The following is a 14,642-nucleotide window of genomic DNA, read 5'->3' on the forward strand; positions in this document are numbered from 1 at the left end:
GGAGCCAGTGGCTGCCAGACTGGCCGCATGCCGGAAATCGCCTTCACCGATGTCGCGCCCGTCATCCCGGTCCTCAACCTCGACGCGGCCCTGGAGCGGTACCGCCGGCTGGGCTTCACCGCGCGTGCCTACGACGGTCCGCAGCGGTACGGCTTCGTCGAGCGGGGGTCGGTCTCGATCCACCTCAGCGAGTGGTCCGAGCACGACCCGCTGCGTACCGGAGCCGTCGTCTACCTCTACGTGAGCGACGCCGACGCCGTCCATGCCGAGTGGGTGGCCTCCGGCGTCGAGGGCCGTTTCGGCGAGCCGGCCGACACGCCTTACGGGCTACGGGAGTTCACCTACGTGGACGCCGACGGCACGGCTCACCGAGTGGGGTCCGCGCCAGACAGGCCCTAGGTGCCGGACGGCACCCACGCCCGCTCACCGGCGCTGTTCGTGCCGTACCAGAGACGCGTCAGGCCCTTGATGCTGCTCGTGCGGAACGGGCGGCCGTGGTCGTCGATGCGGACCGTGCCGGTGCGGCCCTGCGAGGACCAGTCGAGTTCGAGGTACCAGTTGCAGTCGTACGTCTGCGTCGTCGCGGTGACCAGCAGCACCTCCGGGTCCGTGGCGGAGACCCGGTAGGGGAACTGCACCGCGGGGACGGTCTGTCCGGTCTCGTTGCCGGCGACCGCGTGGGCGACGGGCCGGTCGATGTCCAGGTTCACGTCGAAGCCGCGCGGGGTGATCCCGCCGCCGCAGCCCTGGTCCATGGCGTACGCGGTACCGGGTGCCGGGGAGCCGCGGCCGGTGATCCGGACGCGGAGCGCCTCCAGGACGACGGCCGTGGACGACCGTCCCTGCACGGTGATCTGCACCTTCGTCTCCCGCCCGTGGATCGCGCCCTGCGTCGCCGCCCAGATGCCGGCGTCCTGCACGAGCGGGGGCGGGGGCACCTGGGAGGGCGGCTTGTCGATGACGTAGTCGTGACCGCAGCTTCCCTCCCAGATCTGGGAGTTCGCGCTCCAGGTCAGGGGAGTGCCGACGGAGGTCCCCCGCTGCCCGGCCCCCGCGCCCTCCTTCGAGGTGCCGCGGCCGTGGGACGCCGAAACGGAGGGCCGTGTTCCGGTGATCTTGGCCGAGGGAGAGGCGGAGGCGGCGGAGGGACTCGGTGACGGCGATCCGGAACGGCCGGGCAGGCCCGACGCGGTCGTCCGGGACGACGGATCAGGAGCCTGGGCCACCTTGTCCGAGGCGGGACCGCCGGACGGCAGCGCCGACAGACTGCCCAGAGTGGCGAGAGCGGCCACGACGGCGGCCGCGGTGACGAGGAGACGCCGACGCCGGTACCAGGGGCGGGGCGGGGGAGCCGACCCCGACACCCGCACGGTGTCCGGCTCACCCGCACTCTCGCTGTCGTCCGGTCCCTCTCCCTCGTACGCGCTCTCCGAGTCCGGCCCACCGGCTGCGTCCGCGCGAGGATCTTCCACAGCTCCCGCCGGCACGACGAAAGCCTCGGACGACCCAGACGACCCCGACGCCTCCGACGCCTCCGCAGTCCGAGGCCGCTGTCTCGCCGCCACCGCCGACAGCCACAGCCGGTGCAGGTCCATCCGCTCCTCGGCCGACGCCCCGCACAGGGCGGCGAACCGCTCCACCGGCGCGAAGTCGACCGGTACGGCGTCCCCCGCGCAGTACCGGTGCAGGGTCGAGGTGTTCATGCCCAGCCGCCGGGCGAGCGAGCCGTAGCTGCGGTCCGTGCGCTCCTTCAGACGCCGCAGCAGGGCCGCGAACTCCTGGACATCGTCCTGTGGTTCAGGTGCCGACAACGATTCCCCCTAGATCCCGCATCCCAGGCACTCCCTATACCTGCACGTCAGACGGCCTGGGATGGTTCCATGCCGACGGATCCGGTGTCCCTTGTTGCGTCCGCCCCGTGTGACCGCTGATGCTTCTGGTGTCACACCGACCGGGCCGGACCGACCATCCGGCGTCGTCGTGGCATCCCACATTCCTGTACGTATCTCACGGGGGACACTCATGCCCAAGCACAGTCGAGCAGGCGGGCTCACCGTACTCTCTCTCACCGGCCTCATGCTCGGCGTCACCCTCGCGGTGCAGGCCGGGGCCGCGCCGGCCGCGCCCAAGTTCCTCTCGGCCGCCGACCTCCCCCCGCACCCCTCGTCCACGTGGACGGCGGGCAAGGTCACCGACGGCGTACCGGACGAACTGCTCCTCTGCCTGAAGGACGCGCTGCCGGGCTACGACTCCCGGTACCGCGACTTCCGCACCGACCTGGACACCAGCGCCCGCCAGCTGACGATCGAGGTCGGCACCAAGACCAAGGCCGCGGCCCTCGCCACCCGCATGAACAAGGAGATCCGCACCTGCGCGGACCGCCTCGAACAGGGCGACCCGGAGCTCGACGCGACGTACAAGGACTACGGCAAGGTCGCGGTCGAGGAGGGCGCCCGGGTGCACGGGCTGCACACGGAGTACTCGTACGGCGCCACCGACATCCGCCTGCTGTCCGTGGGCCGGGACGACCGGACCGTCACCGTCGTGGAGTGGTCCCAGATGGGCGACTTCGCCGACGCCCCGGTCAAGGCCTTCAAGAAGACGACCGCCACCGCGGTGAACAAGCTCCACTGAAGCCGGGGCCGCCCTCCCGCACGGGGGTCGGGCGGGCGGCCCCGCACGGACCGCATGAGCAGCAGCAACACCTGACCAGCAGCAGGAACCGAACAGAAAACGGGGAACAGCGATGAACACGACCAAGGCGACCCGCCGCACCACCCTGGCCCTCGGCCTCGCCCTGGCCATCGGGCTCGGCGTCACGGCCCAGGCCTCCGCCGGAGCACCGCGCAGCGTCAGCGGAAAGCCCTCCGACAACATCACGCGCATCGCCGACTTCTACGGCGCCTACATCGACGCGGTGACCGACGAGGGCAGCGGCGACCTCAGGGACGCCCTCCGCGCCCACTACCTCACGCCCGCCTTCCAGAAGGAGCTGAACGCCTGGGAGGAGAAGGAGCACGCCGACGGCGTCCTGCGCGCCCAGAACGTGCCCCTGGCGTGGAAGGTCACCGACAACGGCTCCACCGCCGCCCGCACCGAGGCCGTCGTCACCCTCACCTGGAGCGTCGGCCAGACCAGCACCCTCGTGGTCGACATGACCCGCGACAGCCACAAGATCCTCCACATCGGCGCCAAGGGAGTCGGCAGCAAGTAGCGGCGGATTCCGGCCAGTTTCCCTGCTGCCCCACCTCTTCGCCGTATACGACGAGGTCGGCAGCGCGGAGTCGGCAGATCGGCCCATGCCGGGCGATCCCGGCGTCCCGGAGCCAGGTGGGCCGGGAGCCCCACGGCACCGTGGGACCGGAGGCCGCCCGAGGGGAACTCGTGCACCGGCTCACCCCCCCCGCCGCCGGACCCCGATCCTCGGGTGCCGGCGGCGGGGGCGCACGTCGTTCAGGGGCGCGCGTGCCGTCGTACGGCAGGCTCCTCACCCGGCGGCCGGGCCGGGCACGGGTGCGTCCGGGGCCGGTCGCCGCCTGCCGGGCCTGGTCAGCCCACTCCTCCCGGACCTCGGGACCCACCCCGCCGAACAGGTGCTTTCCCCGGGCCTTTCCGCTCGTGAAGGGCTCGCGCGCCACCCGTGGCGTCCGGCAGGCGGACAGCGGAGCGCGGGGCACATGCCATCCGGAGGGGACCAGCGGCACAGGCACCGTGTGGCAGACGCCCCGTGCGGACCGCCGCGGGGGGCCTCTCCTCGGCAACCGCGCCGTCGTACGCGGGGGTTCGCGGGGCGCCGTCGGGGATCCGTCCGCTCCGTCGGCACGGCCGTGGTCGCCCCCGCAAACGTGGCCGAACACCTGGTCGTTGACGATTCGACATGACTGGCGCATGAACTACGGGGCATGGATCCCCGTGAACGTGTTCGAGCAGGAGGGAAACCGACATCGGCACGCGGGCGGGGGTCATGAAGAGGCAGGCACGAGGAGGCGGTCCCACGGCAGTAGGGGCCTTCTCGGCACAGACCATGGAGGAGAACGCCGACAGCGCCCTGGAGCAGGCGCAGTCGCCTCAGCTCCGGCGCAGACTGGAGCGGGCGGACCTGGGGGCCGTACCCGAGACACGCAGGGCCTTGCGCGAGTTGTTACGTCATTGGGGGAGGCCCGGGCGATCCGAGATAGCGGAACTGCTCACCAGCGAGCTCGTCACCAACGCGCTCGTGCACACCGACCACGACGCGGTCGTCACCGCCACGGTCGGGCCGCGGGCCCTGCGGGTGGAGGTGCGGGACTTCGTCGCCCGCATACCCCGGGTGCGGGTGGCGAACGCCGACGACCACACGCACGGCAGAGGCCTCGCCCTGGTGCAGTCCCTCGCGGACGCCTGGGGCGTACGGGCACATGGCGTGGGCAAGTCCGTCTGGTTCGAACTCGACGCCGGAGCGGCGTGAACCACGGGAAGGGGGCGTGACCGCGTCGGTCACGCCCCCTTCCCGTGGTGCTCCGGCCTTTCGGCCGCGCCCTTCAGGCCTCGGCCTTCGCCTCAGCCGAACTGCTGCTCAAGATCCTTGAGTTTGCGCTCCAGCGAGTCGAGACGCGGCAGGGCCATTGTGTCGTCCTCCGCGGTGAGATCCACCGAGCTCGACTCGGAAGCCCCGCGGACGGGCTGGAGAGAGGGACGCTGGCGCACCGGCAGCGGCTCCGGGCTGGATATCGCAGGCTCCGCGGAAGCCCGCTCCAGGGCGGCCTGCGGCTGCTGCTGCTCCAACTGGCGCCCGCCGCCCCGCCCGACGAAGCCGCGGTGACCCCGGCTGATCGCCTTGAGCTGCGCCCGCTCCACGCGCTCCTTGTCGCGGCGCATGAGGCGGGCCGCCTCCTTCTGACGCTGGTCCTCGCGGACCTCGTCGACCGCCTCGTCGAGGCTGCGCACGTTCTCCAGCAGCATCAGCGACCAGGCCTTGTACGTCTCACGCGGCGCCCTCAGCCAGCGGACGATGCGGATCTGGGGCAGCGGACGCGGCACCAGACCCTGCTCGCGCAGCGCGGCCCGGCGGGTCTGCTTCAGCGCGCGGTCGAACAGGACGGCGGCCGAGAGGGACATGCCGGAGAAGAACTGGGGCGCGCCGTCGTGACCGAAACCCCTGGGCGCGTGCACCCAGTTGAACCAGGCCGCGGCGCCCGCGAACGTCCACACCAGTATCCGGGAGCCGAGCGCGGCGTCACCGTGGCTGGCCTCGCGCACAGCGAGGACGGAGCAGAACATGGCCGCGCCGTCCAGGCCGAACGGGACCAGGTACTCCCAGCCGTTGGAGAGGCCGAGGTTCTCCTGGCCGAAGCCCACCAGACCATGGAAGGAGAGGGCGGCGGCAACCGCCGCACAGCAGAACAGGAGGACGTAGGAGGCGGTGCCGTATATGGCTTCCTTGCGCCTGCGGCGCTCCTCGCTGCGCTCCCACGAGTCGTCTTTCGCGTGCTCCCCGCCGGACCGCTTGCTCCGCGCGAGCACCGCCACCGCCGCCAGCATGCCCAGGAGCAGTACGGCGCCCGGAAGCAACCAGTTCAGCGATATGTCGGTCAGTCTCATCTGGGGTCCCTTGCATTGGGATAGGGCGTAACGCCCGCCATAGTGGCCCACACCCGTCGGCCCTCAGGGGGTTTCGGGGCAAGAGGCCGCCAAGGAGGTGCAAGGGATTGCCCACGGCAGCGTTTTGCTCGAACTGCCGCTTGAGGGGCGGGAGTTGAGTTCGAATAAGACTACCCGCACGGGTGGTTCCACGGAAAGTTCCTGCGACAAGTGAGGAAGTTGTGAATTGCCTGTAACCGAACGGGCGTCTCAGTCGGCGTTGATCTTACGGGACGCGGAAACGGAGTCCGCACCAGGGGGTCCCCTGAGGGTCCCTCAACTCGCCGCGGCCGCCGTGAGCTTGGCGATCCGGTCCGTGTCGCAGGTGCGCGGGCAGGTCGCGCAGGTGTCGTCCGGAGCCAGTGTGTAGTACATGCAGCAGCTCACCCGGTCCCGGGTGAGCAGGGACCCGCCGTCCGGACCGGTCAGCACGCGGAAGGCCGGCGAGCCGACGTACGGCTTCGTCGTCCCGGGCAGCAGCAGCTCCAGGGCATGTTCGGCCCGGTGCTTCTCGTGCTCGTCGAGGAGCCCGGCGGCGTACCAGATCCCCTCGACGATCTCGTCGGTCACCATGCCCCACAGGGCCCGGCCCCGGCGGCGCATGCGCGGCCCGAAGGCGCCCAGCAGCGGCCCCATGTGCTCGGCGACCGCGTCCCGCAGCTCGGCGCGCAGGGACTCCTCGTCGGGGACCGTGTACGCACCCGGCAGCATTGCCGCCGGGTCGTCCGGGAGGCAGGCGAAGCGGCCCGGGTGGACCGCGAGGGCCATCGGGCCCCGGGTGCGGTCGTAGGAGACGTGTGTCACGGGGTAGCGGGGGACCCTGCGGTGCAGGAACCACGGTGCCGTGAAGAGGAGGCAGGCCGGCCAGGCGTAGCGGTGCAGACCGAAGCCGGCGATCACGTCCGGGCGCCCCTTCCTGGCGTTGTCCCTGAGGACCTGCTCGTCATCCCAGGCGAGGAAGGCGTCCAGGGCGGTCGCGTTCTCCGCGAGGGCGGCGGCGGTGACCCAGCCGTCGCCGGCCGGGAGTGGGGTGTCCTCGGGCAGCTCCGTGACCGTCAGCACCGGGAGGGCCTCGGTCAGACGCGCGTAGGCGGCGGTGACGGCCGAACGAACGGCAGGGGCCGAACGGGGGGCGGGCAGCGGTGTGGGCATGCGGGTCCACCGATTCGCAGTCGACTGGAGGTAAGCCTAACCTTACCAAGTTGTCCAGGATTTGAACTGGAGCGTTCTGCGCCTAAGGTGCTTGACGGGTGAGTAACAACCTGCCGTTAATGACCCCAAGTACTGACACGTCCGGAGGAGGGCCCGTGAAGCAGGGTGCGCAGGGCTTCGCCGGGACGGGGGGTGCGGAGCGGGCCGCGGACCGGGACGCGGGGTCGGTCCGGGTGCCGCCGCAGCTGCGGGCCTCCGACGTGGCGCGGGCCCGGGTCGAGGCGGGTTCCGGGGTCCGGGGCGAACACACCCACAGTGAGGTGCCGATTCCCCGGCCGGTCGTGCAGCGGGCCTCGGTGCGGGGCCAGATCCTCGACGCCCTGCGTACCGCGTTGCTCGCGGGGGAGTTGCGGCCCGGAGAGGTGTACTCGGCGCCCGCGCTGGGAGAACAGTTCGGGGTGTCGGCGACACCCGTGCGGGAGGCCATGCAGCAACTCGCGCTGGAGGGCGCCGTCGAGGTCGTTCCCAACCGCGGGTTCCGGGTCGTCGAGCGGGGGGCTCGCGAGCTGGCCGAGCTGGCCGAGGTGCGGGCGCTGATCGAGGTGCCGGTGGTGCTGCGGCTGGCGCGGAGTGTGCCGGTGGAGCGCTGGGCGGAGTTGCGGCCGATGGCGGAGGCGACCGTACGGGCCGCGTCCTCGGGGTGCCGGGCCACGTACGCGAAGGCCGACCGGGCCTTTCACCGCGCGGTGCTGCTGCTGTCGGGGAACGAGCAACTGGTGCAGATCTCGGAGGACTTGCACCGACGGTCGCAGTGGCCGCTGGTGGGCGGGTCGGCCGCACGGGGACGGGCGGACCTGATCGCGGACGCGGCGGAGCACACGGCGCTGCTGGACGCGTTGATCGCGCGGGATCTGGATGTGGTGCGGGCACTGGTGGGCGGGCATTTCGCCGGCGGGTCCTGAGGGACGGACGCCTGCGGCGCTCAGTCCATCGTGGCGCAGGGTCACTGCGAAGCCCAGGGGCGCGGGGAACTGCGCGACCAGCCCCCCGCTCACCCGCAGCCGCCGTCGGCATCCTGTGGCACCCCTCAGGCACCCGACTCAGGCCGTAGCCGCCGGGGGTGTCAACTGCCGTGCCAGCCACGTGGGTACGCCCCCCAGCAGCTGGTACAACCGCCGCGCCTCCTCGCGCAGCCGGGACGCCTCCGGCTCCACCTCCGCGTCCGCCAGCGAGGCGAGCGCCGGCGCCGTGCCCACCAGGTAGCCCAACTCCTCGCGGATCCGCAGCGATTCGGCGAAGCCGTGCCGCGCCTCGGCCAACTCGCCCTCCCGCAGGGCCAGTCCGGCGAGGTGGCGCCAGGTGAAGGACAGCAGCAGGGGGTCGGAGTGGGCCGTGGCGCCCGCGTGGGCGCGGCGGTAGGCTGCTCGGGCCGCCTGGGGGGCCTGGGCCAGGTTCTCCGCCAGCAGGCCCCGGCGGAAGTCCAGCAGGGCCCTTCCCCGCGCCCCCGGAGCGATCAGCGCCGCCGCCCGGCCCAGCGCGGCCCTCGCCTCGTCCGCGCGGTCACGGACCCCGTGGAGCGTCGAGGCGTACGCGAGTTGCCCTCGTTCACAAGCGGCCGCCCCCCGTTCGCCGTCGCTGTGGGCCAACGCCTCGGCGGTGCGCAGCGCGTCCTCCGCCTCCGGCCAGCCCTGCTCCGTGTACAGGCAGCGTTCCACCAGCAGGGCCGCTCTCTGCAGGGCCGCCGGTGCGGTGACCGGTTGGAGCAGGGCGGCCGCGTCGGCCCAGCAGGCCCGGGAGCGCAGCCGCCATACCGCGGTCTGGAGTGGATCGTCACCGGCGGTCGTTCCGTTACCAGACATGGCGGTATGCGCCACGTTGCCCTCCCCGAGCGCGCCGTCGAGCTTTGAGTGGTGGCGGCATCTCAGCACGAAACGACGGGCCTGGCCAAGGGGGTGGGTGAAGGAATTCACAAAGTCGAGGGAGTCCGGGGCCCCGCAGGATTCAGCTCATCCGCAGTGCCAGGAAGAAATCCAGCTTGTCCTCGAGGCGTGACAGGTCGCGGCTCGTCAACTGCTCGATCCGCCCGACGCGGTAGCGCAGCGTGTTGACGTGCAGGTGGAGGCGGGTCGCGCAGCGGGTCCAGGAGCCGTCGCAGTCCAGGAAGGCCTCCAGGGTGGGGATCAACTCGGCCCGGTGGCGGCGGTCGTAGTCCCGGAGCGGGTCGAGCAGCCGGGCCGTGAAGGCGCGGCGTACGTCGTCCGGCACGAAGGGCAGCAGCAGGACGTGGGAGGCCAGCTCCTGGTGGCCTGCCGCGCAGACGCGGCCTGCGCGGGCCGCCGCCACTCTGCGGGCGTGGCGGGCCTCCTCCAGCGCGCCGCGCAGGCCCTCCGCCGAGTGCACCGACGCACTGACGCCCAGGGTGACCCTGCCGTCGTCGTCCAGTCCGGCCGACAGGGGGTCCCGGACCGACTCCAGCAGCGCTTCCGCCAGGATGCCCGGCTCCGAGCCGTCGTGCTCGGTCGGGACCGCGGGGAGGGGGACGAGCGCGATCGCCTCGTCGCCGGTGTGGACCACCGCTATGCGGTCGGACGGTTCGGGGCCGGTCGCCAGGGGGTCCACCAGGATCTCCTCCAGGAGGGACTGCGCCATCGGGCCGCCCTCCAGCTCGCCGTCCTGCCATTCGACCCTCGCCACCACGACCTGCCAGTGGGGGGCCGCGCCGAGGCCGGGGAGGAGGACCGGGGCGGCGACCCGCAGGCGGGCGGCGATCTCGGCGGGTGCCGCTCCTGTCTGGACCAGTTCCAGGACCTCCTGGGCCAGCCGGCGGCGGACCGTGCGGGCCGCGTCCCTGCGGTCCCGCTCGACCGCGATCAGCTGGGTGACGCCCTGGAGGAGGTCCAGGCGCTCCTCCGGCCAGTCACCGGCGTCCGCCTCCACCGCCAGCAGCCAGTCGGACAGGACGGACTCGCGTACGTCCCTGGAGGCCTGGGAGGAGCGGCCGCTGCTGCGGACCGGGAAGAGGGAGTACGCCGACGAGCCGAGCGTGACTCTGTGGGGGCCGCGGCGGCCGGTGCGGGCCGCTGCCAGGTGCTCGGCCGCCAGCTTCGCGCAGGTGTCCGCGGGCAGGCCGGGGCCCGCCACCTTCGGGCCCGCGATCAGGCGCCCGGTCGGGGAGAGGACCCAGGCGCGCAGGTCCAGGTCCGAGCCGAGGAGGTCGAGGACCACGTCCGGGCCGCCGCCCGCCGGGCCCGAGGTCATCATGCGGCGGTGGCGGTCCACCACGGCCGCCAGGTCACCCGCGCGTTCGCCCGAGACCTGCCGTACGACATGCTCGGTGATCGTCGCGAAGGCCACCGACTCGTGCACCGCGAACAGGGGCAGGCGATGCCGGGCGCAGGCGACGACCAGGTCCTCCGGGACATCGCCCAGCTCCGCCTCGCCGGCCGCCAGCGCCGCTACTCCGGCCTGTACCAGGAGTCGTACGAAAGGCTCCGAGTCGGCGGCGTCCCGGCGCCAGGCGAGGCCCGTCAGGACCAGTTCCCCGCCGGAGAGGTAGCGGCTGGGGTCGCGCAGGTCCGTGGTCATCACACCGCGCACGGTGCGGTCCAGTTCGTCCTCGCCGCCGAGCAGCCGCAGGCCCAGCGCGTCGGTGTCCAGCAGTGCGCGCAGCCGCATTCTCGTCGCCGCCGTTCTTTGTCTCGAAATCTACGATGGAGAAGGGGTCCGGTGGGGTGGGGAGCGGCTGCTGCCGCCTCCGGGGCTGTGTCCCAGGTCACGTGGGCTGTATCGGATGTTTCCAAAGGAAAACACGGAGGTTGCTGAGCGCAGCCGTTCATACGAATCTACAAGATGACGGTCCCGACCAGCCAACTCCTTCATGGTTTCCGTGACTGACCCCGTCGGAGTACACCGCTGTGTACTGGCTCCACTCCACGTGAACACCACATGAACGAGCCGGGCCCGCCGCACCCGATCTGGCTCGATCCGTACGACCCTCAAGACGAAGAAGAGAGCCGGTCATGGACTTCCTTCGCCCCGCCAGCTGGGAGGAGGCGCTCGCCGCCAAGGCCGAGCACCCCACCGCTGTGCCCATCGCGGGCGGCACCGACGTGATGGTCGAGATCAACTTCGACCATCGGCGGCCCGAGTACCTGCTCGACCTGAACCGCGTCGGTGACCTCACCGAGTGGGAGGTCGGCGAGGACACCGTGCGGCTCGGCGCCTCCGTGCCCTACACCCGGATCATGGAGAGCCTGCGCGGCGAGCTCCCCGGCCTGGCCCTCGCCTCGCACACCGTGGCCTCCCCGCAGATCCGCAACCGCGGCGGCGTCGGCGGCAACCTCGGCACCGCCTCCCCGGCCGGCGACGCCCACCCCGCCCTCCTCGCGGCCGGCGCCGAGGTCGAGGTCGAGTCGGTGCGCGGATCGCGGCTCATCCCGATCGACGCGTTCTACACCGGCGTGAAGCGCAACGCGCTGGCGGCCGACGAGCTCATCCGCGCCGTGCACATCAAGAAGGCCGACGGGCCCCAGCAGTACTCCAAGGTCGGCACCCGCAACGCCATGGTCATCGCGGTGTGCGCCTTCGGGCTCGCGCTGCACCCCGGGACGCGGACCGTGCGGACGGGAATCGGGTCCGCGGCTCCCACGCCCGTTCGGGCCAAGGCCGCCGAGGAATTTCTGAACGCGGCCCTGGACGAGGGCGGCTTCTGGGACAGCGGCAAGATCATCACCCCTTCGGCCGCCAAGCAGTTCGCGGACCTGTGCGCCGCCTCCTGCAACCCGATCGACGACGTCCGAGGCACGGCGAGCTACCGCCGCCACGCGGTCGGCATCATGGCCCGCCGCACGCTGACCTGGGCCTGGGAGTCGTACCGCGGCACCGCCGCCACCACGGAGGGAGCTGCGTAATGCGCGTCAACTTCACTGTCAACGGACGTCCGCAGGAAGCCGACGACGTGTGGGAGGGCGAGTCCCTGCTGTACGTGCTGCGCGAGCGGCTGGGGCTGCCCGGCTCGAAGAACGCCTGCGAGCAGGGCGAGTGCGGGTCCTGCACGGTGCGCCTCGACGGCGTCCCGGTGTGCTCGTGCCTGGTCGCCGCCGGGCAGGCCGAGGGCCGCGAAGTGGTGACCGTCGAGGGGCTCGCCGACTACGCGAAGCACCGCTCCTGCGGTTCCTCGCGCGGGACCTCGCTCCAGGAGGCCCAGGACTGGGCCGCCAAGGGGCACGACTCGCAGACCGGTGAGGGCTCCGAACTCGCGCCGATCCAGCAGGCGTTCATCGACGCCGGTGCCGTCCAGTGCGGCTTCTGCACGCCAGGGCTGCTGGTCGCCGCCGACGAGATGCTGGAACGCAACCCGAACCCGAGCGACGCGGACATCCGCGAGGCGCTGTCGGGCAACCTGTGCCGCTGCACCGGCTACGAGAAGATCATGGACGCGGTCCGCCTCGCGGCCGCCCGGCAGGGAGAGGCGGTCTGACATGTCGACTCCCAACGGCACCCCCACCAAGATCACCCAGGGTTCGCAGACCAAGGGCGGCATCGGCGAGTCCACGCTCCGTCCGGACGGCACCCTCAAGGTCACCGGCGAGTTCGCGTACTCGTCCGACATGTGGCACGAGGACATGCTCTGGGGTCAGATCCTCCGCTCGACCGTCGCGCACGCCGAGATCGTCTCCATCGACACCAGCGAGGCCCTGGCCCTGCCGGGCGTGTACGCGGTCATGACGTACGACGACCTGCCGACCGAGGTGAAGCACTACGGTCTGGAGATCCAGGACACCCCCGTCCTCGCCCACGGCAAGGTCCGTCACCATGGCGAGCCGGTCGCGATCGTCGCCGCCGACCACCCGGAGACCGCCCGCCGCGCGGCCGCCAAGATCAAGGTCGAGTACCGCGAGCTGCCCGTCATCACCGACGAGGCCTCCGCGACCGCCCCCGACGCGGTCCTCGTCCACGAGAACCGCGACGACCACCACATCGGGCACGTCCCGCACCCGAACATCGTGCACCGGCAGCCGATCGTCCGCGGCGACGCGCGACAGGCCGCGGGGCGCGCCGACTTCGTCGTCAAGGGCGAGTACACCTTCGGCATGCAGGACCAGGCGTTCCTCGGCCCCGAGTCGGGTCTCGCCGTGCCGGACGAGGACGGTGGCGTCCACCTCTACATCGCCACCCAGTGGCTGCACTCCGACCTGCGGCAGATCGCGCCCGTCCTCGGCCTGCCCGAGCGCAAGGTGCGCATGACGCTGTCCGGCGTCGGCGGGGCCTTCGGCGGCCGCGAGGACCTGTCGATGCAGATCCACGCCTGCCTGCTGGCGCTGCGCACCGGCCAGCCCGTCAAGATCGTCTACAACCGCTTCGAGTCCTTCTTCGGGCACGTCCACCGGCACCCCGCCAAGCTGTACTACGAGCACGGGGCCACCCGCGAGGGCAAGTTGACCCACGTGAAGTGCCGGATCGTGCTGGACGGCGGCGCGTACGCCTCCGCCTCCCCGGCCGTGGTCGGCAACGCCTCCTCGCTGTCGATCGGCCCGTACGTCGTCGACGACGTGGACATCGAGGCCATCGCCCTCTACACCAACAACCCGCCCTGCGGCGCGATGCGCGGCTTCGGCGCGGTCCAGGCGTGCTTCGCCTACGAGGCCCAGATGGACAAACTGGCCGACGCGCTGGGCATGGACCGGGTGGAGTTCCGGCAGCTGAACGCCATGGAACAGGGCACGATCATGCCGACCGGCCAGCCCGTCGACTCCCCGGCCCCCGTCGCCGAACTCCTGCGCCGCGTCAAGGCGATGCCGCTTCCCCCGGAGCAGCAGTGGCTCGCGGCCGGCGAGGAGGCCGACGTACGGCAGCTGCCGGGCGGTCTGTCCAACACCACCCACGGCGAAGGCGTCGTCCGCGGTATCGGCTACGCGGTCGGCATCAAGAACGTCGGCTTCTCCGAGGGCTTCGACGACTACTCGACCGCGCGCGTGCGCATGGAGGTGGTCGGCGGTGAGCCCGTCGCCACCGTGCACACCGCCATGGCGGAGGTCGGCCAGGGCGGGGTCACCGTCCACGCGCAGATCGCCCGCACCGAGCTCGGTGTCACCCAGGTGACCATCCACCCCGCGGACACGCAGGTGGGCTCGGCGGGTTCGACCTCGGCCTCCCGTCAGACGTACGTCACCGGCGGCGCCGTGAAGAACTCCTGCGAGCTCGTCCGGGAGAAGGTCCTGGAGCTCGGGCGCCGCAAGTTCGGCTCCTACCACCCCGCCTGGGCCACCGCCGAACTGCTCCTGGAGGGCGGCAAGATCGTCACCGACGGCGGCGAGGTCCTCGCGGACCTGGCCGACGTGCTGGAGGGCGAGTCCGTCGAGGTCGAGGCCGAGTGGCGGCACCGGCCGACCGAGGCCTTCGACCTGCGCACCGGGCAGGGCTTCGGACACGTCCAGTACTCCTTCGCCGCCCACCGTGCGGTCGTGGAGGTCGACACCGAGCTCGGCCTGGTCAAGGTCATCGAACTGGCCTGCGCGCAGGACGTCGGCAAGGCGCTCAACCCGCTGTCCGTCATCGGCCAGATCCAGGGCGGCACCGTCCAGGGCCTGGGGGTGGCGGTGATGGAGGAGATCATCGTCGACCCCGTGACGGCGAAGGTCAGGAACCCCTCCTTCACGGACTACCTGATCCCCACGATCCTCGACACGCCGACCATCCCCGTCGACGTGCTCGAACTCGCCGACGACCACGCGCCGTACGGGCTGCGCGGCATCGGCGAGGCACCCACCCTGTCCTCGACCCCGGCCGTCCTCGCGGCGATCCGCAACGCGACGGGGCTGGAGCTCAACCGCACACCGGTGCGGCCGGAACACCTGACCGGCACCTGATCA

Annotated in this window: 13 protein-coding genes; 8 read left to right on the plus strand and 5 right to left on the minus strand. The window is 71.8% G+C overall.

Translation table 11 applies throughout. From position 1 onward, the window contains the following. The first annotated feature begins 27 nt into the window (after positions 1-27). Complete coding sequence (locus tag H293_RS0116500) at positions 28-399, plus strand: bleomycin resistance protein (RefSeq protein ID WP_020118965.1); 372 nt, start codon at positions 28-30, stop codon at positions 397-399. Here the strand turns inward: H293_RS0116500 and H293_RS0116505 are convergent. Continuing rightward, positions 396-1,811 (minus strand): helix-turn-helix domain-containing protein, encoded by a 1,416-nt coding sequence (locus H293_RS0116505; RefSeq protein ID WP_020118966.1) that lies wholly within the window; start codon positions 1,809-1,811, stop codon positions 396-398. The genes H293_RS0116500 and H293_RS0116505 overlap by 4 nt on opposite strands. A gap of 211 nt (positions 1,812-2,022) precedes the next feature. Between H293_RS0116505 and H293_RS0116510 the strand changes: the two genes are divergently transcribed. From H293_RS0116510 to H293_RS0116520, 3 genes are all read left to right on the plus strand, one after another. Next, complete coding sequence (locus H293_RS0116510) at positions 2,023-2,634, plus strand: hypothetical protein (RefSeq protein ID WP_020118967.1); 612 nt, start codon at positions 2,023-2,025, stop codon at positions 2,632-2,634. A gap of 112 nt (positions 2,635-2,746) precedes the next feature. Beyond that, positions 2,747-3,214 carry a hypothetical protein gene (locus tag H293_RS0116515; protein ID WP_020118968.1) on the plus strand — a complete coding sequence of 156 codons (468 nt, stop codon included), beginning with the start codon at positions 2,747-2,749 and terminating at the stop codon, positions 3,212-3,214. Positions 3,215-4,024: 810 nt separating this feature from the next. Then, positions 4,025-4,447, plus strand: coding sequence for an ATP-binding protein (locus tag H293_RS0116520; protein ID WP_020118969.1), 423 nt, complete (start codon positions 4,025-4,027; stop codon positions 4,445-4,447). Between the two features lie 92 nt (positions 4,448-4,539). Here the strand turns inward: H293_RS0116520 and H293_RS0116525 are convergent, their stop codons facing one another. Both H293_RS0116525 and H293_RS0116530 read right to left on the minus strand, forming a co-directional pair. Further along, positions 4,540-5,580, minus strand: a complete 1,041-nt coding sequence (locus H293_RS0116525) for a DUF2637 domain-containing protein (RefSeq protein WP_020118970.1) — start codon at positions 5,578-5,580, stop codon at positions 4,540-4,542. Positions 5,581-5,895: 315 nt separating this feature from the next. After that, entirely contained in the window at positions 5,896-6,771 is an 876-nt protein-coding gene (locus H293_RS0116530) for a (2Fe-2S)-binding protein (protein ID WP_020118971.1), read from the minus strand. Positions 6,772-6,926: 155 nt separating this feature from the next. On the opposite strand from H293_RS0116530, the gene H293_RS0116535 reads away from it, so the two are divergent. After that, entirely contained in the window at positions 6,927-7,733 is an 807-nt protein-coding gene (locus H293_RS0116535; RefSeq protein ID WP_020118972.1) for a GntR family transcriptional regulator, read from the plus strand. Positions 7,734-7,871: 138 nt separating this feature from the next. On the opposite strand, the gene H293_RS0116540 is transcribed toward H293_RS0116535, so the two are convergent. Next, entirely contained in the window at positions 7,872-8,645 is a 774-nt protein-coding gene (locus tag H293_RS0116540; RefSeq protein WP_028807900.1) for a hypothetical protein, read from the minus strand. 127 nt (positions 8,646-8,772) lie between these two features. Beyond that, a complete protein-coding gene (locus H293_RS0116545; protein WP_020118974.1) occupies positions 8,773-10,446 on the minus strand; it encodes a PucR family transcriptional regulator in 1,674 nt (557 codons plus the stop codon). A 344-nt stretch (positions 10,447-10,790) separates the two neighbouring features. Between H293_RS0116545 and H293_RS0116550 the strand changes: the two genes are divergently transcribed. From H293_RS0116550 to H293_RS0116560, 3 genes are read left to right on the plus strand one after another with little or no spacing between them, the layout of a single operon-like run. Further along, a complete protein-coding gene (locus H293_RS0116550; RefSeq protein ID WP_020118975.1) occupies positions 10,791-11,681 on the plus strand; it encodes an FAD binding domain-containing protein in 891 nt (296 codons plus the stop codon). Then, positions 11,681-12,250: a (2Fe-2S)-binding protein gene (locus H293_RS0116555; protein ID WP_020118976.1), complete on the plus strand. Its 570-nt coding sequence runs from the start codon at positions 11,681-11,683 to the stop codon at positions 12,248-12,250. The genes H293_RS0116550 and H293_RS0116555 overlap by 1 nt, the downstream gene beginning before the upstream one ends. A 1-nt stretch (position 12,251) precedes the next feature. After that, positions 12,252-14,639: a xanthine dehydrogenase family protein molybdopterin-binding subunit gene (locus tag H293_RS0116560; protein ID WP_020118977.1), complete on the plus strand. Its 2,388-nt coding sequence runs from the start codon at positions 12,252-12,254 to the stop codon at positions 14,637-14,639. Positions 14,640-14,642 lie beyond the last annotated feature (3 nt).

Source organism: Streptomyces canus 299MFChir4.1 (assembly GCF_000383615.1).
GTDB classification, from domain to species: Bacteria; Actinomycetota; Actinomycetes; order Streptomycetales; family Streptomycetaceae; genus Streptomyces; species Streptomyces canus_C.

Coding starts and splice junctions, on each gene's coding strand:
- H293_RS0116525 (WP_020118970.1), bottom strand. CDS start 5,580: ATGAGACTGACCGACATATCGCTGAACTGGTTGCTTCCGGGCGCCGTA.
- H293_RS0116510 (WP_020118967.1), top strand. CDS start 2,023: ATGCCCAAGCACAGTCGAGCAGGCGGGCTCACCGTACTCTCTCTCACC.
- H293_RS0116550 (WP_020118975.1), top strand. CDS start 10,791: ATGGACTTCCTTCGCCCCGCCAGCTGGGAGGAGGCGCTCGCCGCCAAG.
- H293_RS0116500 (WP_020118965.1), top strand. CDS start 28: ATGCCGGAAATCGCCTTCACCGATGTCGCGCCCGTCATCCCGGTCCTC.
- H293_RS0116520 (WP_020118969.1), top strand. CDS start 4,025: ATGGAGGAGAACGCCGACAGCGCCCTGGAGCAGGCGCAGTCGCCTCAG.
- H293_RS0116545 (WP_020118974.1), bottom strand. CDS start 10,446: ATGCGGCTGCGCGCACTGCTGGACACCGACGCGCTGGGCCTGCGGCTG.
- H293_RS0116515 (WP_020118968.1), top strand. CDS start 2,747: ATGAACACGACCAAGGCGACCCGCCGCACCACCCTGGCCCTCGGCCTC.
- H293_RS0116530 (WP_020118971.1), bottom strand. CDS start 6,771: ATGCCCACACCGCTGCCCGCCCCCCGTTCGGCCCCTGCCGTTCGTTCG.
- H293_RS0116555 (WP_020118976.1), top strand. CDS start 11,681: ATGCGCGTCAACTTCACTGTCAACGGACGTCCGCAGGAAGCCGACGAC.
- H293_RS0116560 (WP_020118977.1), top strand. CDS start 12,252: ATGTCGACTCCCAACGGCACCCCCACCAAGATCACCCAGGGTTCGCAG.